Genomic DNA, 23,691 nt, shown 5'->3' with positions numbered 1-23,691 from the left:
CACCGATTCCCGCTGTGCGGCGAGGGGAACCAATCCGTGATTACCCAGAACACCCTCCTGACCATCGCGCTGGCACCTCTGGTGGGCGCCATCGTCACCGGTTTCTTCGGTGGCCGGCTCGGCCGCCAGGCTTCGCACTGGATCACGATCCTGGGCGTGGCGCTGTCCTGCGCGTTGTCGATCAAGGTGCTGCATGCACTGGTCGCCGGCGGTGCCGCGCCGTACAACGCCAATGTCTACACCCTGTTCGACGTGGCCGGCTATTCGGCCCATGTCGGCTTCATGGTCGACAAGCTGAGCGCGATGATGATGGTGGTGGTGACCTTCGTGTCGCTGCTGGTGCACGTCTACACCATCGGCTACATGAAGGAAGACCCGGGCTACACCCGCTTCTTCAGCTACATCTCGCTGTTCACCTTCTCGATGCTGATGCTGGTGATGAGCAACAACTTCCTGCAGCTGTTCTTCGGCTGGGAAGCGGTGGGCCTGGTGTCGTACCTGCTGATCGGTTTCTGGTTCAAGAAGCCGAGCGCGGTGTTCGCCAACATGAAGGCTTTCGTCGTGAACCGGGTTGGCGATTTCGGTTTCCTAGTCGGCATCGCGGCGGTGGTGTTCTGGTTCGGCACGCTGGACTACGCGCAGGTGTTCACCAGCGTAGGCACGATCGAGGGCCGCAGCTTCACGCCGTGGGGTGATACGCAGTGGTCGATCGCCACCTTCATCGCGATCTGCCTGTTCATCGGTGCGATGGGCAAGTCGGCGCAGGTGCCGCTGCATGTGTGGCTACCCGATTCGATGGAAGGCCCGACCCCCATTTCGGCGCTGATCCACGCCGCCACGATGGTGACCGCCGGCATCTTCATGGTCGCGCGCATGTCGCCGATCTACGAGCTGTCGGAAACCGCACTGGCCTTCGTGCTGTTCATCGGTGCCACCACGGCGCTGTTCACCGGCCTGATTGGCATCGTGCAGAACGACATCAAGCGCGTTGTGGCCTATTCCACGCTGAGCCAGCTGGGCTACATGACCGTGGCGCTGGGCGTGTCGGCGTATTCGGCGGCGGTGTTCCATCTGATGACGCATGCCTTCTTCAAGGCGCTGCTGTTCCTGGGGGCTGGCTCGGTCATCATTGCGATGCACCACGAGCAGGACATGCGCCGCATGGGTGGCCTGCGCAAGTACATGCCGATCACCTTCATCACCATGGTCATCGGTACGCTGGCGCTGGTCGGTACGCCGTTCTTCTCCGGCTACTTCTCCAAGGACTCGATCATCCTGGCGGCGCAGGTCGCGGCCGGGCAGGGTGGCTGGGTCCAGACCTATGGCTACTGGGCGGTGCTGCTGGGCGTGTTCGTCACCAGTTTCTACAGCTTCCGCCTGCTGTACCTGACCTTCTACGGTGAAGAACGCTTCCGCCATGCGGTCGAGGCGCCGGCCGGACACGAGGTGCACGATGAGCATCATGGCCAGGTGCACGAGCCGCACGAGTCGCCGTGGGTGGTGACGCTGCCGCTGGTGCTGCTGGCGATTCCGTCGATCCTGATCGGTTTCTTCACCGTCGGCCCGATGCTGTTCGGCGATTTCTTCGCCGGTGCGATCTCGGTGTTGCCGGCGCATGACACGCTGGCCGCTGTTGCCAGTGCGGTCTGGCACGACGAAAACGGCTGGGTGTCGGCCGCGATCGGTTTCGGCCTGCACTTCTGGGCCTCGCCGGTGTTCTGGCTGGCGTTCGCCGGCTTCGCGCTGGCCACATACATCTATCTGTTCAACCCCGGTCTGGCGGACAAGGCGCGCCAGACGCTGGCGCTGCCGGTGCGGGTGCTGGAGAACAAGTACGGTTTCGATGATCTGTGGATCAAGGGCTTTGCCGGCGGCAGCGTGGCGCTGGGCCGGGCGCTGTGGAAGCGCATCGATGCCGGCCTGATCGACGGGGTTATCGTCAACGGTTCGGCGGCGCTGGTGGATCGCGTCGCCGGCATCGCGCGGACCGCGCAGACCGGGCGCGTCTACCACTACGCGTTCGTGATGATCGTCGGACTGATCCTGCTGCTGGGCGCGCTGCTGCTGGCGCTGCGCTGACAAGAACTCCAAGGACATAACGCACCATGTTGCCCCAAGGTTATCTTCTGAGCGTGTTGATCTGGCTGCCGATTTTCGGTGGCGCAGCCACGCTGCTGTTGTCCCGCAAGCCGGAGGCGGCGCGCTGGTTCGCGCTGGCCGTGGCGGTGGCTACTTTGCTGATCGGCATGCCGCTCTATACCGCGTTCGACATGGCCTCGCCGGCGATGCAGTTCGTGCAGGATCTGGCCTGGATTCCAGCTTTCGGCATCCGCTATCACCTGGGTGTGGACGGTATTTCGGTCGCGCTGATCCTGTTGACCGCGTTCACCACGATCCTGGTGATCATCGGCGCCTGGCGCGCGGTGCCGGATCGCTTCCCGCAGTACCTGGCGGCGTTCCTTATTCTTGAAGGCCTGATGATCGGCGTGTTCGCGGCGCTGGACACGATCCTGTTCTACGTGTTCTTCGAAGGCATGCTGATTCCGATGTTCATCATCATCGGTGTCTGGGGCGGCCCGCGCCGCGTCTATGCGGCACTCAAGTTCTTCCTGTACACCTTCCTGGGTTCGATCTTCCTGCTGATCGGCCTGATCTACCTGTACATCAAGGGCGGCAGCTTCCAGTTCGCCGACCTGTACGCGCTGCCGTTGGGCGGCACCGAGCAGATGTGGCTGTTCTTCGCGTTCCTGATCGCATTCGCGGTCAAGGTGCCGATGTTCCCGGTACACACCTGGTTGCCGGATGCGCACGTCGAGGCGCCGACCGGCGGCTCGGTGATCCTGGCGGCGATCATGCTGAAGATCGGCGGTTATGGCTTCCTGCGCTTCTCGCTTCCGATCCTGCCCGATGCCAGCGCCGAATGGGCCTGGCTGGTGATCGGCCTGTCACTGGTGGCGATCGTCGTGGTCGGTCTGGTGGCGCTGGTGCAGCAGGACATGAAGAAGCTGGTGGCGTATTCGTCGATCGCGCACATGGGCTTCGTCACGCTCGGTACCTTCGTGGCGCTGGCGCTGGTGCGCGAGGCCGACAACGGCGCTGCCGCGCAGCTCGGCCTGCAGGGCGCGATGGTGCAGATGATCAGCCACGGTTTCATTTCCGGTGCGATGTTCTCCTGCGTCGGGGTGCTGTACGACCGCATGCACACACGCATGATCAAGGACTACGGCGGCGCGATGACGATGATGCCGTGGTTCGGTTTCTTCATGATCTTCTTCGCGATGGCCAACTCCGGCCTGCCGGGCACTTCCGGTTTTGTCGGTGAATTCATGGTCATCGTCTCGGCCTTCCAGAACAACGTCTGGATCGCGGTGGCGGCGGCCAGCACGCTGATCATCGGCGCCGGCTATTCGCTGTGGCTGGTGAAGCGGGTGATGTTCGGGCCGGTGGCCAATCCGAACGTGGCCGCGCTGACCGACATCAACCGGCGCGAAGGTTTCGTGCTGGGCGCGTTCGCCGCGGCGGTGCTGCTGCTGGGTGTGTATCCCAAGCCACTGACCGATCTGATGCAGTCCTCCATCGCACAACTGGCGGTGCAGATCGCCACCTCGAAGCTGTAAGGAAAGGTTGATGATGATTACTTCCGCCGACTTCCTGCCGCTGCTTCCGGAAATCTTCCTGCTCAGCGCCACCTGTGCGCTGCTGCTGACGGACCTGTTCATCAGTCCGTCGCGTCGCGGTCTGGTGCATTTCCTGGCGCTGGCAATCCTGGCCGTGACCGCGATCCTGACGCTGCGCGGCGTGCCCGGTGTGGACCTGCCCGTGCGCGTGCTCTCCGGCAGCTTCCAGCGCGATGGCGCCGGTGACCTGCTGAAGCTTTTCGCCTATCTGGCCACGGCGTTGACCTTTGTCTATGCGCGCCCGTATCTGAAGGATCGCGGCCTGTTCAAGGGCGAGTTCTATCTGCTGGTGCTGTTTGCCTTGCTGGGCATGATGCTGATGATGTCGGCCGGTACCCTGATCGTGGCGTATCTGGGGCTGGAACTGCTGGCGCTGTCGTCCTATGCGCTGGTCGCGCTGGATCGCGACAACCGCCGCGCCACTGAGGCCGCAGTCAAGTATTTCGTGCTCGGTGCGCTGGCCTCGGGCATGCTGCTGTACGGCCTTTCGATGCTGTACGGCGCCACCGGCACGGTCGATATCGCACGCCTGTACGAAGCTGCATCCGCGCTGCAGGGCGAGGATCGGACCTTGCTGCTGTTCGGCGTAGTGTTCGTGGTGGTCGGCATTGGCTTCAAGTTCGGTGCTGCGCCGTTCCACATGTGGCTGCCGGATGTTTACCAGGGCGCCCCGACCGCGATGACGCTGTTCATCGGCTCGGCCCCGAAGCTGGCCGCGCTGGGCCTGGCCTACCGCCTGTTCGACAACGCCGTCGGCGGCATCGACATGAACTGGCAGGTGACGCTGGCCTGGCTGGCGGCACTATCGCTGGTGCTCGGCAACCTGATCGCGATCATGCAGACCAACCTGAAGCGCATGCTGGCCTACTCCACGGTGTCGCATGTCGGCTTCCTGTTCCTGGGTCTGGCCAACGGCACGCCGGAAGGCTATGCCGCCGCCGCGCTGTATGCGATCTGCTACGCGCTGATGGCGACCGGCTCGTTCGCCGCGATCATCCTGCTGGCACGGCAGGGCTTCGAAGCCGAGGAAATCTCGGATTATCGGGGTCTGTTCCGTACCCATCCGTGGTTCGCGCTGATGATCCTGCTGCTGATGTTCTCGCTCGCCGGCGTGCCGCCGCTGTTCGGCTTCTGGGCCAAGCTGGCGGTGATCAGCGCCGCAATCGATGCCGGCCTGCTGTGGTTGGCGATCCTGGCGCTGGTGTTCGCGGTGATCGGCGCGTTCTACTACCTGCGCGTGGTCAAGGTGATGTTCTTCGACCCGCCGTCCGATGATGTGCGGATCGAGCCGCAGGCCGATGTGCAGCTGCGTTGGGTGTTCTCGGCCAATGCGCTGGCGATGCTGGTGCTGGGGCTGTTCTGGAGCCCGCTGATGGAGATGTGCCTGCGCGCCTTTGGCGCCGCCTGATACGGCTCACGGCCCGGCTTCACCCGGTTGCTGTCACACATCCTGATCCGAAGGCCGGCATTCGCCGGCCTTCGGCGTTTTCGGTCGTGTGAGATCCATGTCCTGGTCGAAAATCAGGATGGACAGGCTCTGTGAAAGGACCTGCGGCGCGGCCTTGGGCGTGATGGGTGCTCTCAGAGTAGGTCGGCTCAAGCGCCGCAGGTGCGGAGCCGACAGCGGCTCGGGGTTGTCAGGATGAATTGTCGGCTCCACCGCTTCGCGGCTTGAGCCGACCTGCGGTGCACGGCAGCGCCATGCAGCAACCATCCGGGCCTCAACCGGGCAGCAGCCGCCCGACCAGCTCGATCACTTCATTGGACAGCGCCGCGCTTGCGGCGATCGTGCCGCAACCCAAGACCCACGCCACCAGCAACAATACCCCGTCACGTTCGATCAGCGCGATCGCGTAGAGCAGCAGCAACAGCGCGAACGGGTAGTTGGTTAACGGGATCGGCAGCGACAGCAGGATGCCCAGCGCGATCAGTTGCAGACCGGAGAACATGTGCGCAGCCACATGCTGCGTCAGCGCGGTCATGCGTGGCCGGCAGAGTCGTTCCAGACGCCCGAGAAAACGTTGCATGCGTTGCGCGAAGCGGCCGAGCGTGGTGCGCAGGATCTTTTGCTGGCGCGCTCTGCGTGGCAGCCACGGCGCTTGCAGGGTCAGCAGCATCTGGATGCCGATCACGCTGACCAGCGGACCGGATACCGCGCCGGCACCGATGGGCAGTGGCAGGAAGGCCGGCAGCAGCACCAGCATCAGCAGCACACCGTAGGCGCGGCTGCGGAAGCGCGACAGGATTTCGTCCAGCGTGATGCTGTCGCCGCTGCCGGATTGCGCCAGCATCGCCAGCATCGTGCTGCAGCGCAACGGCATGTCGGCGTCGGGCGGTGGCAGCGTTGGCGAGGCCGGGCTCACGCCCTCGTCACGCCGTGGAGGTTGGGCAGCATGGGTTTCACCGCATCAATCCAGGTTCAGATCCGGCGTATCGGGTTGCCGTTGCACCAGCAGCTGGTCGATCCGGGCGCCGTCCAGATCGACCACTTCAAAGCGCCAGCCGGAATGTTCGAACCACTCGCCCGGCGCCGGAATACGGCCGAAATGCGCCACCACCATGCCGGCGGCGGTGTTGTAGTCGTGCTCGTCCTCGTTCGGCATTTTCGCCAGATCCAGCAGTTCGCGCAGGTCTTCGCTGGAGAGGCTGGCATCGACCAGATAGCTCCCATCGCTGCGCTGCACCACCACGGCGTTCTCGCTGGCATCGATTTCCTGCTGCTGCATCTGGCCCAGCACCGCGCTGATCAGGTCGTTGAGCGTGACCAGGCCTTGAAGATCGCCGTATTCGTCGACCACCAGCGCCATGTGTGCGCTTTCGTCGCGGAAGATTTCCAGCAGCGTCAGGGCGCGGGTGGATTCGGTCACGAACAGCGGTTCGGCCAGATCATCGAGCAGGCTGTCGATATCGTCCGGGCGAGTCAGCAGGCGCACCAGTGATTTGGTTTCCATGATGCCGACCACATCGCTGTCCGAGCCGCGATAGACCGGATAGCGCGAGTAGGGATGCTCACGCAGCACCTGGATGTTCTCTTCGTGGCTGGCTTCCAGATCCAGCCAGGCGATGCGGGTGCGGGGCGTCATCAGGTTTTCGGCGGTGCGGTCGCCCAGGCGCATGACCCGGTTCATCATGTTGCGCTCGTCGGCGTCGATCAGGCCCTGCTCGTGGCCTTCGGCCAGCAGCATGCGGATCTCTTCTTCGGAGACCTGCGAGGCAGCGGTGTCTTTCAACCGCAGCAGACGCAGCAGGATGCTGACGCTGTGCGAGAGCAACCAGACGAAGGGTGCAGCCACGCGCGACATCGCCTGCATCGGCAGCGCGACATTGCTGGCGATGCGCTCGGATGCCAGCAGCGCGATGCGCTTGGGCAGTAACTCGCCGAACACGATGGTGAAAAAGGTGATCAGGCTGACGCTGACGGCCAGCCCGATGCCATGCGCCAGATCCGGGCCGATGCCCAGCGCGCCAAGGCCGGCCGCGATACGCGCACCAAATGCGGCACCGCCGAACATGCCGGTCAGGATGCCGACCAGGGTGATGCCGACCTGGACGGTGGAAAGGAAGCGCTCGGGCTGTTCGGCCAGTTCCAGCGCGGCGCGGGCACGACGGCTGCGGCTGGCCATCTGGCGCAGTCGCGGGCGGCGCGAGGTGACCACGGACATCTCCGACAGCGCGAAGAAACCATTGGCCAGGATTAGCAGGGCAACGACGACAAGTTCGAGTGTCATGGGTCGCCGGCACAGGGCCGACACGGGGTTCCTTGCAATGGTGGCGTGCCGGGATGGCGGCAAATGCGATCAAACTATGCCACAAGCGACGTGGAAACCGCGCCCGGCACTGTCTCGAAATTGTCTTTGCGCGGTAAACTTGGCGTCATATGGCGCCACCGCGCCCGGCGCCTCCCGAAACATCGGGTTGCCGCCGCATGTATTCCCCTTCAAGAGCGACGACCGATGTTTTCCCTGCAAACCATTTTCGGCAAGGGCGACCGCTTCTATGCCCTGCTCGAATCCGCCGCGATGGCGGCGAGCCAGAGCGCCGAAGCGCTGCAGCACCTGGTCAAGGACCACGGGACCGAGGCCACGCTGACCGAGTTCAAGATCGCGCGTCAGCGCGAGAAGGAAGTCTCCGAGCAGATCAGCCAGGCGCTGGTGGACACCTTCGTCACGCCGCTGGAGCGCGAGGACATCGAAGCTCTGGGCAATGCCATCTATCGCATCCCCAAGACCATCGAAAAGTTCGCCGACCGCTACGCGCTGGCTAGCGAGAAGCTGGAGAACATCGACTTCGGGCCACGCGCGGCCATGCTGCAGCAGGCCGCTGAGTTGGTGGTGGAAATGGTGCGGCTGCTGCCAAAGATGCGGATGGAGCCGATGAAACGCCTCTACGACCGCCTGCGCAATGTCGAGGCCGAGGCCGACCGGCTGATGCTGGAAACCTACCGCGAGGTGTACTCCGGCCAGTACGACGGTCTGGAAGTGCTGCTGATCAAGGACTTCTTCGAACTGCTGGAAAAGGCCATCGACCGCTGCCGTACCGCGGGCGAAGTCTGCTACCAGATCGTGCTGAAGAACTCCTGAGGCGCGCCCCATGCTCACCCTGGTACTGATGGTGGTGCTGTTCGCGCTGGTGTTCGAGTACATCAACGGCTTCCACGACACCGCCAACTCGATCGCCACCGTGGTGGCGACCAAGGTGCTTTCGCCGATGCAGGCCATCGCGCTGGCGGCCAGCATGAACCTGCTGGGTGCGCTGGCCGGCACCGCGGTGGCCAAGACCATCGCCTCGGGCCTGATCGATGCACAGGTGGTCGAGGTGACCTCGCAGGTGCTCATCTGCGCGCTGTCCGGCGGCATCATCTGGAACTTGATTACCTGGTATTTCGGCCTGCCTTCGTCCAGCTCGCACGCCCTGATCGGCGGCCTGTGCGGCGCCGCGCTGGGCGCTGCCGGGACCGACTGGAACGCGATCATCTGGGTCGAATCCGCGCAGCCGTGGTGGAAGGGCGCCGGTCTGCTGTGGAAGGTGCTGGTGCCGATGATCACCTCGCCGGTGATGGGTTTCTTGATGGGCTTTGCGATGATGGGCCTGCTGTTCGCGATCATCGCCGGCATGGCCGCCAGTGGCGGGCCGTTGGCGCGGCTGGCGCGGCCGCGCTGGGTCAATTCGTTCTTCGGCAAGGCGCAGATTGCTTCGGCCGGCTACATGGGGTTTGCGCACGGCCTGAACGACGCGCAGAAGACGATGGGCATCATCGCGCTGGCGCTGGTCAGCGCCGAGGCGACCGGCACGCTCAGCGACCTGCCGGCCTGGCTGGCCTTCCTGCATCCGTCCGAAGAAGCCCTGACCGAAGGCGATATCGACACCTGGATCAAGTTCACCTGCGCCATCGTGATGGCCGCAGGCACTGCCGCTGGCGGCTGGCGCATCATCAAGACACTGGGCCACAAACTGGTCAAGCTGCACCCGATCCACGGCTTCGCGGCCGAGGCCAGTGCCGCTTCGGTGATCACGCTGGCCTCCAGCCTCGGCATCCCGGTTTCGACCACGCACAATATTTCCGCCGCGATCATGGGCGTAGGCACGGCCAAGCGCCTGAACGCGATCAAGTGGGGCGTGGTGGAGCGCATGATTTGGGCCTGGATCCTGACGATCCCGGCTGCCGGCGGCATCGCCTATCTGATGATCAACACGCTGCGTTCACTCGGCTGGGCCTGAAGACGCGTTGCCGGATCCGCTGCGCGCAGCGTGATCCGGCCCGTGCTGCAGGCATAGGTTGGGGTTCGCGTGCTTACGCCAGCCTATGCGGTGATTCGACGGCTGATTCCCGTCGGCTGGAAACGAAAAGGGCACCTTGCGGTGCCCTTTTCGTTATTGCTGATGCGCGGTATGGCGGCAATGGAGGCGCAGCTTACTCGGGCTTCGGGGTGGTTGCGGTGCTGCGCGGCAGGGTCGGGTATTCGACCTTGGGCTGGATACCGGTCAGGGTTTCCAGGAAGCGCGCGATCGAGCCGGCCTCGTCATCGGTCAGGGTGTGGCCGAGCTGGCTGGAGCCCATGATCGCCACGGCCTGTTTCAGATCCCAGACTTCGCCGCTGTGGAAGTAGGGTGCGGTCAGGGCCACGTTGCGCAACGGTGAGGCGCGGAACACGTATTCATCGGTGGCGGTGTTGGTGACCGAGAAGCGGCCCTTGTCCTCGGCCGGCAGGATGTCCGCGCCGGGGCGCTGGATCACGCCGAACGGGAAGTAGGCCTGGCCGCCCAGGTTCACGCCGGAATGGCAGGCGATGCAGGCCTTGTTGATGAACAGCGACAGGCCCTGACGCTCTTCCGCGTCGAGCGCATCATCGGAGCCCTTCAGAAACAGGTCGAAGCGCGAATCCGGTGTCACCAGCGTGGACTGGAAGGCTTCGAGCACGCGCGCCATGTTGTCGAAGGTGACCGGTGATTCTTCGCCCGGGAACGCGGTGCGGAATGCTTCGACATACTCGGGCATGCTGCGCAGCGTGATTTCCACCTGCTCGGGCGTGTTGTTCATTTCTACGCTGGCCTGCACCGGGCCCTTGGCCTGTTCCATCAGGTCATCGGCGCGGCCGTCCCAGAATTGCGCGGCGTTGAACACGGCGTTGAACACCGTGGGCGAGTTGCGCGGACCCTTCTGCCAGCCGTGGCCGATCGACACCGGCACGTTGTCGGCGCCGCCGGTGCCGATGCTGTGGCAGGTGTTGCAGCTGATGATGTGGCTGCGCGACAGGCGGGGTTCGAAGAACAGCATGCGGCCCAGCTCGATCTTTTCCGGCGTGATCTTTTCGCCTCGGATTTCCGTGGGCGGGTCGGGAATCGGCTGGAAGATGGCGCTGGCCATCGAACGCAGCTCGGCGGCAGCAGGGGCGCTGGTGTTTTCCTTGGCGATGGCCAACGCACTGACCGTGGTGGCCAGTGCGGCGGCAAGGGCCAGGGTAATCGGGCGGAAATGTTTCATGGTGGGCTCCTTGGCTGGCGGGGGGGTGATGTCGGATTCCTGTGACCATGACATCGCAGAAGCGCGTTGCCGGTGTTGACTGCGATCAATCGCGGCTGGCCGCGCGCACCGCTCTTCAGCGCCGGGCGTGCTTCAGTTGCCCAGCTTTTGTTCCAGCGCCGCCAGTGCCAGCGGCGTACCGGCATCGGTCCAGTGCCCGCGGTGATGCCGGCCACCGATGCGGTCGCGATGCATGGCATGACGCAGCAGTGGCGCCAGCCGGAATGCGGGCGGATGGCCGTGGATGTCGTCGCGGGAAAATGCCGCGCGCCAGCCCGCGAACAGGGCGGGGTCGATCAGCGCGATGCCCGAGTAGGTCAGGCGCGGGCCGTCGCCATCGGGTGTCAGCCGGCCGGCGTCATCCAGATGGAAGTCGCCGGCGCTGCCTGCCGGGGGATCGACCATCACCAGCTGCGCAAGATCGGCCGAAGGAAGCGCCAGGTCGGCGAAGTCGACGTCGGCGTGGATATCCCCATTCACCACAAGGAACGGGGCATCGCCGAGCAGCGGCAGCGCGTTCAACAGGCCGCCACCGGTTTCCAGCGCACTGCTGCCTTCGTACGAATACGTGATCGACACGCCGAAATCCGCGCCATCGCCCAACATCGCGGGAAACTGCTCCGCCAGCCAGGCGGTGTTGATCACCAGTTCGCGCACGCCGGCGGCCGCGAGCGCTTCGATGTGGTGCACGATCAGCGGCTTGCCAGCGACCGGCAGGAGGGGTTTGGGGCAGGTGTCGGTCAGCGGGCGCAGTCGCTGGCCGCGCCCGGCGGCCAGGATGATGGCCTTCATGCCGGCAGCGCCATGGCCGGCACCCGGGGCAGCACATGGCGTTGAAGCAGTGCCTGCAACGGCGCCAGTTCTGGATAAATGGGCATTACCTGCATCAGATAGGTGATGAAGCGCGCTGCGTCGGCGACGTAGCGCGATTTGCCGTCGCGGTGGTGCAGGCGGGCGAAGATGCCCAGCACCTTCAGATGCCGCTGCACGCCGATCAGGTCGAAATCGCGCCGGAAATGTGCGGCGTCAGGCAGCGGAAGGCCGGCAGCGGCTGCGGCTTCCAGATAGGCGCTGATCCAGGCGTCGACCTGTGCTGCCGGCCAGCTGGTGAAGGCATCCTTGACCATGCACAGCACGTCATAGGCCATCGGCCCGCTCACCGCGTCCTGGAAATCCAGCACTGCCACACCATCGGGCAACGGCATCAGATTGCGTGGCATGAAATCGCGGTGCACCAGGATCTGCGGCTGGCCGAGGAAGGCATCCACGAGAACATCGGCCAGCTGCGCCATTTCGGCCTGCTCCGTGGCATCCAGTTCGACACCCAGATGACGGCGCAGGAACCATTCTTCGAACAGTCCGAACTCGCGCCGCACCAGCGCCGCGTCGTAGCGCGGCAGCCAGTCCGGCGGGGGGATGCGCTGGATGCGCAGCAGCTGTTCGAGCGCCTGTGCGAACCAGTGTGCGGCGTTGTCGCGGTCGAGTGTTTGCAGCAGTGTCGGACCGCCGAGGTCTTCCAGCAGTAGCAGGCCGGATGTGACATCGCGCGCCAGGATCTGCGGAACCCGCACGCCGCCGTCATCCAGCAGCTGGTGCAGGCGCAGCCAGGGACGTACGTCCTCCAGCTCGGGTGGGGAATCCATGACGATGGCGCTGTGTCCATGGCCGTCGCCACTGCGCCAGTAGCTGCGAAAGCCAGCATCGGACGAGGCCGCGGACGGTGCCGTGGCAGTGGTGCCCAGGTGCTCGCGGACGAAGGCCATGCGCAACGCGGCGCGCTGGGTCGAAGCATCGTTGTCAGGCGTCATCCGAGCAGCTCCCGCACATGTTCCACGCAGCTGTCACGCAAGGCCGCGATGTCGTAGCCGCCTTCCAGCACCGACACCACGCGGCCGTGGGCGTGACGTGTGGCGATCTGCAGCAGTTGCCGCGTGATCCACGCGAAGTCTTCGGTATCCAGGCACATATCGGCCAGCGGATCGGCGCGGTGTGCGTCGAAGCCGGCCGAAATCAGCAGCAGTTGCGGGCGGAAATCCTCCAGCTCCGGCAGCAGTTTCGTGTACCAGGCGGTGCGGAAGGCTTCCGAGCCCGAACCCTTGGGCAGCGGCAGGTTGTGGATATTGCCGGCGCCGCGCTCCCACGCCAGGCCGCTGTACGGATAGATGCCGCGCTCGTGCGTGGACAGGTACATCACGGCCGGGTCGTCCTCGAAACACGCTTGGGTGCCGTTGCCGTGGTGCACATCGAAATCCACGATCGCCACGCGTTCCAGAAAGTGCCGTTCGATCGCATAGCGCGCCGCCACCGCAGTGGCGTTGAACAGGCAGAAGCCCATCGCCGCATCCGGCGAAGCATGGTGGCCGGGCGGGCGGACCGCGCAGAAGGCGCGTTCGCATTCGCGCATCATCACCGCGTCCACCGCGGCGCAGGCGGCACCGACCGCACGCAACGCGGCCTCGGCGGAGAATTCGTTCATCGCAGTGTCCTGGTCCAGCGTGCGGCGACCCTGCACCGGCGTGTCCAGGATGTTTTCGATATGCGCCTGGGTGTGCACCAGGCGCAGTTGCGCGCGGGTGGCGGCCGGTGCATTGCACCATTCCACGCCACGCAGGCCGGCACCGCGCAGACCCTCGATCACCGCCGCCAGCCGCATCGGCGACTCGGGGTGGTGCTCGCCGTTCTCGTGCTTGAGGCAGACCTCGTGGGTGTAGATGCGCAGGGTTTCAAGCGACTGGTGGATGGCCGTTACCTCTCACGCAGTGCTGGCTGCCAGAGCACTTCCTGCCCATCATCGGCCCGGCTCAGCAGCCGCGCCAGCACGAACAGCAGATCGGACAGGCGGTTGACGAAAGCCAGCGCCTGCGGCCGCACCGCCGCCTCACGCGACAGCGCTACCAGCAGGCACTCGGCACGCCGGCAGGTGGTGCGCGCCAGATGGCAATGCGCGGCAGCCGGATTGCCGCCGGGCAGGATGAACTCCTTCAGCGGCGGTAGCGTGGCGTTGTGCTGGTCCAGACGTTCTTCCAGCCAGGTGATGTCGGCGTCCACGATTGCGGCATGACCCGGTATGCACATCTCCGCGCCCAGATCGAACAGCATGTGCTGCACCGCGACCAGTTCCTGCCGCACGGCGTCGGGCAGGCTATGGGTCAGCAGCAGGCCGAGCCAGGCGTTGGTTTCATCCAGCGCGCCCAGCAGACGGATGCGGGCGCTGTCCTTGGGCACGCGCTGCCCATCGCCCAGGCCGGTGCTGCCGGCATCGCCGGTGCGGGTGTAGATCTTCGACAGACGATGGCCCATGGAATGGCTCCGGAAAAGGTCAGTGGACGCTGCCGATGCGATCCGCCTGCGGCCGCGCGAGCCCGACGGCCAGCGCCGCGGCGTGCAGCAGTGCCGCGATGCCGACGTACATCGTCGTGACCTTCAGGAAGGGCAGGTACCAGTGCCCGAAATTGGCCAGCCATCCGTCCATGCTGGGCGCCGCGACAACATCGCTGAGCCAGTAGAAGCTGGCGTTGGAGATCAGGAAGCACAGGCTGACGGACAGCGGCAGGATGACCGCCAACGCAGCCAGCGTCTTCCAGCGCAGCCCGGCATCGTGTCGCGCCAGCCAGACGCCGCCCAGCCACAGCGCCGCATAGGCCGGCAACAGGCACCAGTAGGCCGGCGACATGCAGTAGTGGCTCCACAGCGTGATGCCGCTGCGCTGGATCACATACCAGTCCACCGCCACCGCGACTGCGATCAGTAGCGGGAACGCCCAGCGCCAATGCGCCCGCAGGTAGAAGCCGGCGACGAAGAACACCGCCCACGAGGCATCGGTGATCGCCGCGAAATGGTGCGCGCGGGTGAGGATCATCACCAGCACCAAAGTGGAAAGGATGGCGATCTGGTGGCGGAACGGAGCGGGCATGGCGGTCCACATGGGTGGCGGGGTAAGGACTTCATTGTAGGCCCGTGACTGCGGGTCGGGCACCTGCTGACAAAACTTGTCACTTACTCATAAAAAATGTGAATGATTTTTCTTTATTTCCAATAACTTGCAACAATTGTTGTCTTTCTTTCCCAGATCCTGGGCGATACAATATGGAGATGCAGTTCACGCTTTTTGCGTGCGCCGCCTCCCGCTTATCGCTACAGGGTCTCCCATGTCTTACTTCACTGTTTCCACCGCACTGGTGGAATCGCCGCGCTGCGCCACCGGCTGGTCAAGTCGTATCGCTCTGATCTTCCTGGTGACACTTGCGTTGCTCGGTCTGCCAGCAATTGCTTCCGCCCAGGTGATGTGCGGTATTCCCGGCAATGATGGGAATGGCAACGTCGGCGGTGTCGTCAACACCTATTACGCGGGTTCGGACACGCTGCCGGCCGGCGCCACCCAACTGACCCTGGGCGCGCGCAACACCGGCAGTGCCGCCGGCAACATCCAGGCCGGCGACCTGCTGCTGGTGATCCAGATGCAGGATGGCCAGATCAACTCTGCCAACAATGCCAACTACGGCAGCGGCACGGGCACCGGCTCGGGCACGACAACAATGGATAACGCCGGCCGGCACGAGTTCGTGCGCGCCAGCAATGGCGGCGCCGCCGGTGCCACCATCAGCTTCCAGCCGGCACTCACCTACACCTACACCCAGGCCAATGCCACCACCTCGCGCGGGCGCCGCAGCTACCAGGTGATCCGGGTGCCGCAGTACAGCTCGGTAACCATGGCTGGCGTGGTGGCGCCGCCGTGGGATGGCAACAGCGGCGGCGTTGTCGCCGTCGATGCCAGCGGCACCCTCACCCTGGGCTCGGCCACCGTCGAGGGCATTGCCAACCGGGCCGTGTTCCTGGCCGGGCGCGGTTTCCGTGGCGGCGCCGGCTTCCAGGGCAGCCAGGCCAGCAACGATCTGCCCTGGCGCCAGGTCGGCGGCACCACCGCCGCCACCACCGCCCACGGCGGCAAGGGCGAGGGCATCGCCGGCACGCCGCGCTATCTGGCCCGCAAGACCAACAACTTCGGCCTGGCCGTGACCACCACCGGCCACCTGGTGCGGGTGGACAATGGCGTTCAGGGCTATCCGCAGGGCGACCGCGCCCGTGGTGCGCCGGGCAATGCCGGTGGGGGTGGAACCGAGGGCACCTATTCGCCCGGTACGGCGGCCAATATTCGCAACGCCGGCGGCGGCGGTGGTGGCAACCACGCGCCGGGCGGGCTTGGCGGCCGTCCCTGGGATGCGCCGCTCAATGACACCAATGGCCGTGGTGGTGCCGGTTACGCCAGCCAGATCAGCTTCAGCCGCGTGCTGATGGGCGGTGGCGGCGGTTCCGGCGGCAACAACGACGGCACCGATGACGCAGCCTGGCACGAGAATAACGGCATCGCCTGTGGCACAAGCTCCGGCGGTGGCGCCAGTGGTTCCACTTTCGGGGCTGGCATCTGCTCCTCCGGCGCCAGCGGTGGCGGCATCGTCATCCTGCGTGCGCGCAGCATCGAAGGCACGGGCGTCATCGACGTGCGCGGCGGCCACGGCTACAACGTGCGCAACGATGCCGCCGGTGGCGGCGGTGCCGGTGGTTCGGTGGTGCTCTACACCCAGGAAGGCGGCCATGCCACCGTTGATGCTCGCGGCGGTGATGGCGGCAACGCCTGGGCCGGCAGCAATGCAGGATTGGTTGAGCGTCATGGCCCCGGCGGCGGCGGTGGCGGCGGCTTCGTGGTGTTTTCGCCGAACTCGATGATCGTCAACGCCAATGTCGATGGCGGCCAACCCGGCCGCTCCACCAACGGTGCCACCGATACCTATGGTTCGTTCGGCCACAACGGCGGCATTGCCACCTTCATGGCGCCGGATACTCCCGGTGTGCCGCCAGGCGCCCAGTGTGAACCGGACCTGCGCCTGAGCAAGGACAACGGTATCGATGTGCTGCTGACCTCGGGCAGCACCACCTACACCCTGAGCGTCAGCAACACCTCGGTGGTGCCGACCACCGGCCCGATCACCGTGGTGGACGTGCTGCCGCCGCAGCTGACCGTGGCCGACGGCCCGGTGCCGCTGGCCGGTCCGCAGGCCGGCGACTGGAGTTGCCTGGCCGCCAGCGACGTGCTCACCTGCACCAGCAACACCGTGATTCCGGCCGGTGGCACCAGCACGTTCAACTTCACCGCGATCGTCGATGCACCTTCCGGCACGGCGATCATCAACCGGGGCCGCGTCGGCGGCGGTGGCGACCCGAACAAGCCGATACCGACGCCGGGCAATACCGGCGCCTGCATCGACAATGATGTCGCGCCGGGCTGTGCGATCGATATCGATATCGTTGAAGCGCCGTTCCTCAGTCTGAAAAAGGCCAATGCCGGCACCCTGCTGGCCGGTGGCAGCGGCCAGTACACGCTGACCCTGACCAACCTGGGTTCGGCACCGACCAGCGGCCCGATCCGCATCGTCGACGTGCTGCCCGATGGCGTCAGCTTCGACAGCGGCTTCACCACCACCGGCGGCTTCAGCTGCAGCCATGCCGCCGGCGTGGTCGAGTGCAACAGCAGCGCGGTGCTGGCCGTGGGCGCCAGCGCCACGATCAGCTTCACCATCACTGTCGACGCCGATGCGCCGACTTCCGTCACCAACCGTGCCATTGCCGGCGGCGGCGGCGATCCGGCCAAGCCGGGCCTGCCTGGTGCTGGTGATGCCCAGGCCTGCCCGGCACCGGTTGCGCCGGCCGACAACGCCAGCAGTACGCTCACCGGCTGCGCCTCGGTCACCGATCCGGTGCGCCGCGTGCAGTTGACGCTGGAGAAGACCGACCATCAGAACTCGATGCCGGTGAACGGCCAGACCACCTACCACTTCACCGTGCGCAACAGTGGTGATGCCGATTCGGTCGGCACGATCCACTTCCGCGACGAACTGCCGGCGCCGATGACCTGGTCCAATCCGCTGGTCAAGGGCGGCGCCGATGGCGCCGACTGGACCTGCGTGCGCGAGGACAATGATTCGGCCACCTGCCAGAGTACTGCCGTGATTCCGGTTGGCGACAGCAGCACCTTCTCGCTGGTGGCCAACGTCAACGGCGCCAACCCGAGCCTGCAGTACATCAACAAGGGCCGCATCGGCGGTGGCGGTGATCCGGATCTGCTGCCGGGCATGCCCACGCCGGGCCAGGTCGGTACCGACTGCACCGGCATCAACGTCGGCCCGGGCTGTGCGCTGGATATCAACGTGCCGGTGGCGCAGCCGCAGATCCGCCTGGCCAAATCGCATCCGGATCCGCAGGCGGCGGGCCCGGGCGACACGATCAGCTTCAATCTGGTCGTCAGCAACAGCGGTGGCAATGCCAGCAGCGGCCAGATCCGTGTCGTCGACGTGATTCCGCCGGGCATGACCTATGTCGGCAGCAGCAGTTTCACCAGCGGCGGTTTCAGCTGCGATTTCACGGCCACGCCGGCGCCGGGTTTCCTGACCTGCAATAGCGGCACGGCGCTGGCCGCCGGTGCCAGCACCACCATCACCTACACCGCGCAGGTGGAGGCCGATGCCAGCAACCCGCTGGTCAACCGCGCCCAGGTGGGTGGCGGCGGTGATCCGGGTCTGCCGGGCGCGACCGGCATCACACCGGCCACCGCGCAGGAATGCTCGGCGCACATGGCGCCGTACCTGGGTTGCGCCATCGACCCGGTGCCGCTCAATGCCGATCTGCAGATCGGCAAGAGCCAGCGGCCGGGCACCAGTGGCGCCTTCCAGTCCGGACCGCTGACCGTGTTCCATGGCGATACCGTCCAGTTCAGCATCGTCATCGGCAACAACGGCCCGGCCACTGTGACCGGCGCCACCTTCACCGACATCATTCCGGCCCAGTTCTCGACGCTGTCGATTGTCAGCGCCGGCGGCAGCACCTCGCCGGAGTGCACCCTGGGCAGCTACGGATTGAGCGGCAATACGCTGTCCGGCACGGTCACCATCATCGCGCCGGGCGGTAACTGCACCCTGGTCGTGGAAGGCACGGCCAGCACCCTGGGTGTGGGCATCACCAATACCGCCACGGTGGCCGTGCCGCCGGGCGTGAACGACACCGATCCGGGCAACAACAGCTCCAGCACACAAACCGACATCGTTGCCATGGTGCCGGCGCTGGAAATCACCAAGACCAGCCCTGACACCCTGCTGATTCCAGGCGGCAGTGCCAGCTACACGGTCACCGTTGCCAACACCGGCAACATTCCGCTCAGCAATGTGATCGTGACCGACCCGGTACCGGCCGGCCTGACCGGCTTCACCTGGACCTGTACCGCCAGCAGCGGTGCCACCTGCCCGGCGGCCAGCGGCACTGGCGCCTTGAACGAGACCCTCGCCAGTCTGCCGGTTGGTGGCCAGGTGACGTGGGCGATCAGCGCCCAGGTAGAGAGCACACCCCCCAATCCGGTGGAGAACACGGCCAGCGCCAGTGCCACTGAAACCTGCACCACGCCGTGCCCGGCCACGGTCACCGTGCCTTCGAGCACAGCGCCGGCGGTGGCCAAGCAGTTCGATCCTGCCAGCATCGGTGTGGGTGGCAGCAGCACGCTGACCATCACCCTGACCAATGCCAATGCCGGTGTTGCGACCTTGACCGCCGACCTGGTCGACACCCTGCCGGCTGGCGTCACGCTCACCGGCGCGCCGGTCACCACCTGCGTCGGCACCGTTGCCGGCACGGCTGGTGGCTCGGCCATCTCGCTGCAGACCGGCGCCCAGATTCCGGGCGGCACGCCGGGCTCGTGCACGATCACCGCGCCGGTCACCGGCGATACACCGGGCACGTTCACCAACACCATCCCGGCCGGTGGTCTGGCGACCGATCTGGGCAACAACCCGGATCCGGCGCAGGCCGATCTCACTGTGCTGCCGGCACCGCTGGTCACCTATTCCAAGAGTGCCAATCCGGCCAGTGGCGAATTCGTGGGGGCCGGGCAGATCATCACCTATACGCTGACTGTGCAGGTGGCCAACGCCGCGACCCTGGGTGATGTGCTGCTGGAGGATGCGTTCGGCCCCGGCCTGACGCTTTTGCCCGCCTCCTTGCCGGTAGGCTGTGTCGCCAGCGCCGGTGGTGTGCGTTGCACCCTGGCGGGCGGCGCAACACCGGCCGGCAGCCCGTATGTATTCCAGTACCAAGCGCAGGTTGATGCCGGGGCCACCGGCGTTGTGCAGAACGTGGTGACGGCCTCCGGCGGTGCGCAGCCGGGCGTCGATCCGGCGTGTTCGGCACCGGGCGTGTGTGCGACATCGCATCCGATCCAGACGCCTGCGCTGGAACTGGTCAAGAGCGTCACCTCCAGCGGACCGTATTCGTACGGTGACCAGATCAGCTACGGCTTCAGCGTGACCAACACCGGCAACGTCAGCCTGACCGGCGTCTCGGTCAACGATCCGCTGCTCGGTGGTGCCATCAGCTGCACGCCCTCAACCCTTGCCCCGACCGAAGTGGCGTCCTGTGGCCCGGTGAACTACACCGTCGGATTGGAGGACGCCAATGCTGGGCAGGTGACCAATATCGCCACCGCCAGCGGCAACGCGCCGGATGACACGCCGGTAAGCGACACCGACACGGTGACAACGCTGATCATGCAGGAACCAGCGCTGGAACTGGCGAAGACTGTGACGTCCACTGGGCCGTACAGCGTCGGCAGCACGATCACGTACCAGCTTGTTGCGACCAACACGGGCGACGTGACGTTGACCAATGTGTCGATTTCGGATGCAGGTGCAACGCTTGGAACCTGCGCGCCTGTGCAGCCGGCGACGCTGGTTCCGGGTGCGGCACTGAGCTGTAGCGCGACGTACGAAGTACAGCCTGGCGATGTTGAGGCCGGTGATTACACCAACGCCGCTTCGGCTTCGGGCACTGCTCCGGACAACACGCCGGTCAACGACAACGATGCGGTGAACACACCGATTGCCCAGGCGCCCGGCCTGGAGCTGGTCAAGACCGTGACATCTACCGGCCCGTACTCGGCCGGCGATGTGATCGAGTACTCCCTGGTGGCGACCAACGCGGGTGACGTGACGCTGAGCAATGTGTCGATCACGGATGCTGGTGCAACACTCGGAGCCTGCACGCCATCCCAGCCGGCCACATTGGCGCCAGGCGATGCGCTGACCTGCGCCGCCAGCTACCAAGTGCTGCCTGCGGATGTGGAGTCGGGTGAGTACATCAACGCGGCTTCGGCTTCGGGTACCGCGCCGGATAACACGCCGGTCATCGACAACGATACGGTGACCACGCCGGTTGCCCAGGCACCGGCTCTGGATCTAGTGAAGACGGTGACGTCGACTGGCCCGTACTCGGCCGGCGATGTGATCGAGTACTCGCTGGTAGCGACCAACAGCGGCGACGTGACACTGTCTGGAGTGACCATTTCCGACACTGGCGCGACGCTTGGAACGTGTACACCGGCCCAGCCGGTCACGCTGGCTCCGGGCGATGCGCTGAGCTGTTCCGCTGCGTACGAAGTCCAGTCTGCGGATGTCGAAGCGGGTGATTACACCAACGCCGCTTCGGCCGCCGGCACCGCACCGGACAACACACCGGTCACCGGCAACGATGCGGTGAACACACCGATTGCCCAGGCTCCGGCTCTGGATTTGGTGAAGACGGTGACGTCGACTGGCCCGTATTCCGCTGGCGATGTCATCGAATATTCACTGGTGGCGACCAACGCGGGTGACGTGACGCTGAGCAATGTGTCGATCACGGATGCTGGTGCAACACTCGGAGCCTGCACGCCATCCCAGCCGGCCACATTGGCGCCAGGCGATGCGCTGACCTGCGCCGCCAGCTACCAAGTGCTGCCTGCGGATGTGGAGTCGGGTGAGTACATCAACGCGGCTTCGGCTTCGGGTACCGCGCCGGATAACACGCCGGTCATCGACAACGATACGGTGACCACGCCGGTTGCCCAGGCGCCCGGCCTGGAGCTGGTCAAGACCGTGACATCTACCGGCCCGTACTCGGCCGGCGATGTGATCGAGTACTCGCTGGTAGCGACCAACAGCGGCGACGTGACACTGTCTGGAGTGACCATTTCCGACACTGGCGCGACGCTTGGAACGTGTACACCGGCCCAGCCGGTCACGCTGGCTCCGGGCGATGCGCTGAGCTGTTCCGCTGCGTACGAAGTCCAGTCTGCGGATGTCGAAGCGGGTGATTACACCAACGCCGCTTCGGTCGTCGGCACCGCACCGGACAACACGCCGGTCACCGACAACGACGCGGTGACCACTCCGGTTGCCCAGGCCCCGGCGTTGGAGTTGGTCAAGACGGTGACGTCGACTGGCCCGTATTCCGCTGGCGATGTCATCGAATACTCGCTGGTGGCGACCAACGCGGGTGACGTGACGCTGAGCAATGTGTCGATCACGGATGCTGGTGCAACACTCGGAGCCTGCACGCCATCCCAGCCGGCCACATTGGCGCCAGGCGATGCGCTGACCTGCGCCGCCAGCTACGAGGTTCAACCTGCGGATGTCGAAGCGGGTGAGTACATCAACGCGGCTTCGGCTTCGGGTACCGCACCGGACAGCACGACGGTCACCGACAACGACGCGGTGACCACTCCGGTTGCCCAGGCCCCGGCGTTGGAGTTGGTCAAGACGGTGACGTCGACTGGCCCGTACAGCGCCGGCAGCACGATCACGTATCAGCTGGTGGCGACCAACAGCGGTGATGTGACGCTGACTAACGTGTCGATTACCGATGCCGGGGCGGTGATGGGCACCTGCACGCCATCCCTGCCGGCCATATTGGCACCGGGCGATGTGCTGACTTGTACCGCCAGCTATGAAGTCCAGCCTGCCGATGTGGAAGCAGGTGAATACGCCAATATCGCCACCGCTTCTGGCACGACGCCGGATGGTGGTTCGGCCGACGACCAGGACAGCACCACCACGCCGATTGCACAGAATCCGGGGCTGGAACTGGTCAAGGCGGTGACATCCAGCGGGCCTTACGGGGCGGGTGACACCATCGACTACAGCTTCACGCTGACCAATACCGGTGATGTGACGCTGACCGGTGTTGAAGTGGTCGACGACCTCCCGGACCTGGGCCCGCTCTCCTACGCGTGGCCGGGTGTGCCCGGCACGCTGGCGCCGGGACAGGTGGTGGTGGCCACGGCTGCCTATGTGGTCACGCCCGCCGATGTGGACGAAGGCCAGGTGTTGAACGTCGCCACCGCCGCCGGTACTCCGCCGGTACAGGATCCGCTGGATCCGCCGGCTCCGGTCGAAGCGCCGCCCAGCCAGGTGGAAACCCCGGTCGAGCCGGGCGTGCTGGATATCGCCAAGACCGGGCCGTCCTCGGCCGGGACGGGCGAGGATATCGTGTTCACGATCATCGTCACCAACACCGGGCAGGTGCCGGTTGCGAACGTGGTGGTGTCCGATCAGACGCCGCCGGGATTGGAGTTCGTCGGCAACAGCGGCGATTGCAGCGATCCGTTCCCGTGTTTCCTCGGCACGCTGGCGGCCGGCGATTCGCGCGTGATCGATGTGACGCTGCGGGTTCCGCACTGGTATAGCGGCCCGAACCCGATCACGAACACGGCCAGCGTCAGCAGCACCTCCACGGACGAGGAATCCTCATCCACCGCCACGGTGCCTTTGCGTCCGCTGGCGCCGTTGCTGATCCCGGTGGCTTCGCCGTTGGCTCTGCTGGTGCTTGCGTTGGCGATGTTGACCTTGGGCTGGCAGGTGAGGCGCCGCCGGAATTGAGGCTGAAGCGGTTTCCCGCAAGCTGAACCGAGGACCGCCCGGCCACCGCCGGGCGGTCTGCTGTCCGGGTATGGGCAGGCGGGAAGATCCGCAACGTGGCCGGTTACTTGCGGCAGTAGAGCGGTGCTTCAGTCCGTTCCTCAAGCCACGCTGCAGGATGAAGGTCACGCCGCCGCTCTATGGACGCTGCCCGGTGCGACCGGTAAAATCCCCGTTCGCCCCCATGCCCTTGCAGATCTCCGTCCGGCCACAGGCCGCGCGC

15 protein-coding genes are annotated in these 23,691 nt (G+C 65.5%); 6 read left to right on the top strand and 9 right to left on the bottom strand.

The annotated features are described in order from the left end of the window. The first annotated feature begins 12 nt into the window (after positions 1 to 12). Genes nuoL through nuoN form a run of 3 tightly spaced genes read left to right on the top strand, consistent with a single transcriptional unit; the run spans position 13 to position 5,085 of the window. A complete protein-coding gene (gene nuoL / locus WDB66_RS10050; RefSeq protein ID WP_489670852.1) occupies positions 13 to 2,079 on the top strand; it encodes an NADH-quinone oxidoreductase subunit L in 2,067 nt (688 codons plus the stop codon). Positions 2,080 to 2,105: 26 nt separating this feature from the next. Then, positions 2,106 to 3,617 carry an NADH-quinone oxidoreductase subunit M gene (locus WDB66_RS10045; protein WP_339398433.1) on the top strand — a complete coding sequence of 504 codons (1,512 nt, stop codon included), beginning with the start codon at positions 2,106 to 2,108 and terminating at the stop codon, positions 3,615 to 3,617. Between the two features lie 13 nt (positions 3,618 to 3,630). Continuing rightward, on the top strand, positions 3,631 to 5,085 hold the full coding sequence (nuoN, locus tag WDB66_RS10040) for an NADH-quinone oxidoreductase subunit NuoN (RefSeq protein ID WP_339398452.1): 1,455 nt from the start codon (positions 3,631 to 3,633) through the stop codon (positions 5,083 to 5,085). Between the two features lie 33 nt (positions 5,086 to 5,118). On the opposite strand, the gene WDB66_RS10035 is transcribed toward nuoN, so the two are convergent. From WDB66_RS10035 to WDB66_RS10025, 3 genes are read right to left on the bottom strand one after another with little or no spacing between them, the layout of a single operon-like run. Then, positions 5,119 to 5,391 (bottom strand): hypothetical protein, encoded by a 273-nt coding sequence (locus tag WDB66_RS10035; protein WP_339398432.1) that lies wholly within the window; start codon positions 5,389 to 5,391, stop codon positions 5,119 to 5,121. A gap of 7 nt (positions 5,392 to 5,398) precedes the next feature. After that, positions 5,399 to 6,040: an exopolysaccharide biosynthesis protein gene (locus tag WDB66_RS10030; protein ID WP_339398431.1), complete on the bottom strand. Its 642-nt coding sequence runs from the start codon at positions 6,038 to 6,040 to the stop codon at positions 5,399 to 5,401. Positions 6,041 to 6,085: 45 nt separating this feature from the next. Further along, complete coding sequence (locus WDB66_RS10025) at positions 6,086 to 7,405, bottom strand: hemolysin family protein (RefSeq protein WP_339398430.1); 1,320 nt, start codon at positions 7,403 to 7,405, stop codon at positions 6,086 to 6,088. Between the two features lie 225 nt (positions 7,406 to 7,630). On the opposite strand from WDB66_RS10025, the gene WDB66_RS10020 reads away from it, so the two are divergent. Beyond that, entirely contained in the window at positions 7,631 to 8,257 is a 627-nt protein-coding gene (locus WDB66_RS10020; RefSeq protein ID WP_339398429.1) for a DUF47 domain-containing protein, read from the top strand. A 10-nt stretch (positions 8,258 to 8,267) separates the two neighbouring features. Beyond that, complete coding sequence (locus WDB66_RS10015; protein WP_339398428.1) at positions 8,268 to 9,395, top strand: inorganic phosphate transporter; 1,128 nt, start codon at positions 8,268 to 8,270, stop codon at positions 9,393 to 9,395. A gap of 193 nt (positions 9,396 to 9,588) precedes the next feature. Here the strand turns inward: WDB66_RS10015 and WDB66_RS10010 are convergent, their stop codons facing one another. From WDB66_RS10010 to WDB66_RS09985, 6 genes are all read right to left on the bottom strand, one after another. Next, entirely contained in the window at positions 9,589 to 10,659 is a 1,071-nt protein-coding gene (locus WDB66_RS10010; protein WP_339398427.1) for a cytochrome-c peroxidase, read from the bottom strand. A 132-nt stretch (positions 10,660 to 10,791) separates the two neighbouring features. Then, a complete protein-coding gene (murU, locus tag WDB66_RS10005; protein WP_339398426.1) occupies positions 10,792 to 11,490 on the bottom strand; it encodes an N-acetylmuramate alpha-1-phosphate uridylyltransferase MurU in 699 nt (232 codons plus the stop codon). Next, on the bottom strand, positions 11,487 to 12,506 hold the full coding sequence (locus tag WDB66_RS10000; RefSeq protein ID WP_339398425.1) for an aminoglycoside phosphotransferase family protein: 1,020 nt from the start codon (positions 12,504 to 12,506) through the stop codon (positions 11,487 to 11,489). The genes murU and WDB66_RS10000 overlap by 4 nt, the downstream gene beginning before the upstream one ends. Next, positions 12,503 to 13,417, bottom strand: coding sequence for a histone deacetylase family protein (locus WDB66_RS09995; RefSeq protein ID WP_339398451.1), 915 nt, complete (start codon positions 13,415 to 13,417; stop codon positions 12,503 to 12,505). Before WDB66_RS09995 ends, WDB66_RS10000 begins: the two co-directional genes overlap by 4 nt. 26 nt (positions 13,418 to 13,443) lie before the next feature. Next, a complete protein-coding gene (locus WDB66_RS09990) occupies positions 13,444 to 13,998 on the bottom strand; it encodes a cob(I)yrinic acid a,c-diamide adenosyltransferase (RefSeq protein ID WP_339398424.1) in 555 nt (184 codons plus the stop codon). A 19-nt stretch (positions 13,999 to 14,017) separates the two neighbouring features. Beyond that, on the bottom strand, positions 14,018 to 14,611 hold the full coding sequence (locus WDB66_RS09985; protein WP_339398423.1) for a hypothetical protein: 594 nt from the start codon (positions 14,609 to 14,611) through the stop codon (positions 14,018 to 14,020). A 235-nt stretch (positions 14,612 to 14,846) separates the two neighbouring features. Here WDB66_RS09985 and WDB66_RS09980 point away from each other — a divergent pair, with 235 nt between their 5' ends. After that, positions 14,847 to 23,429 carry a DUF7507 domain-containing protein gene (locus WDB66_RS09980; protein WP_339398422.1) on the top strand — a complete coding sequence of 2,861 codons (8,583 nt, stop codon included), beginning with the start codon at positions 14,847 to 14,849 and terminating at the stop codon, positions 23,427 to 23,429. Positions 23,430 to 23,691 lie beyond the last annotated feature (262 nt).

Origin of the sequence: Denitratimonas organivorans (genome assembly GCF_037478135.1) — a bacterium.
Classification (GTDB): Bacteria; Pseudomonadota; Gammaproteobacteria; order Xanthomonadales; family Xanthomonadaceae; genus Denitratimonas.
This window is presented reverse-complemented; position numbering and strand designations above follow the sequence as displayed.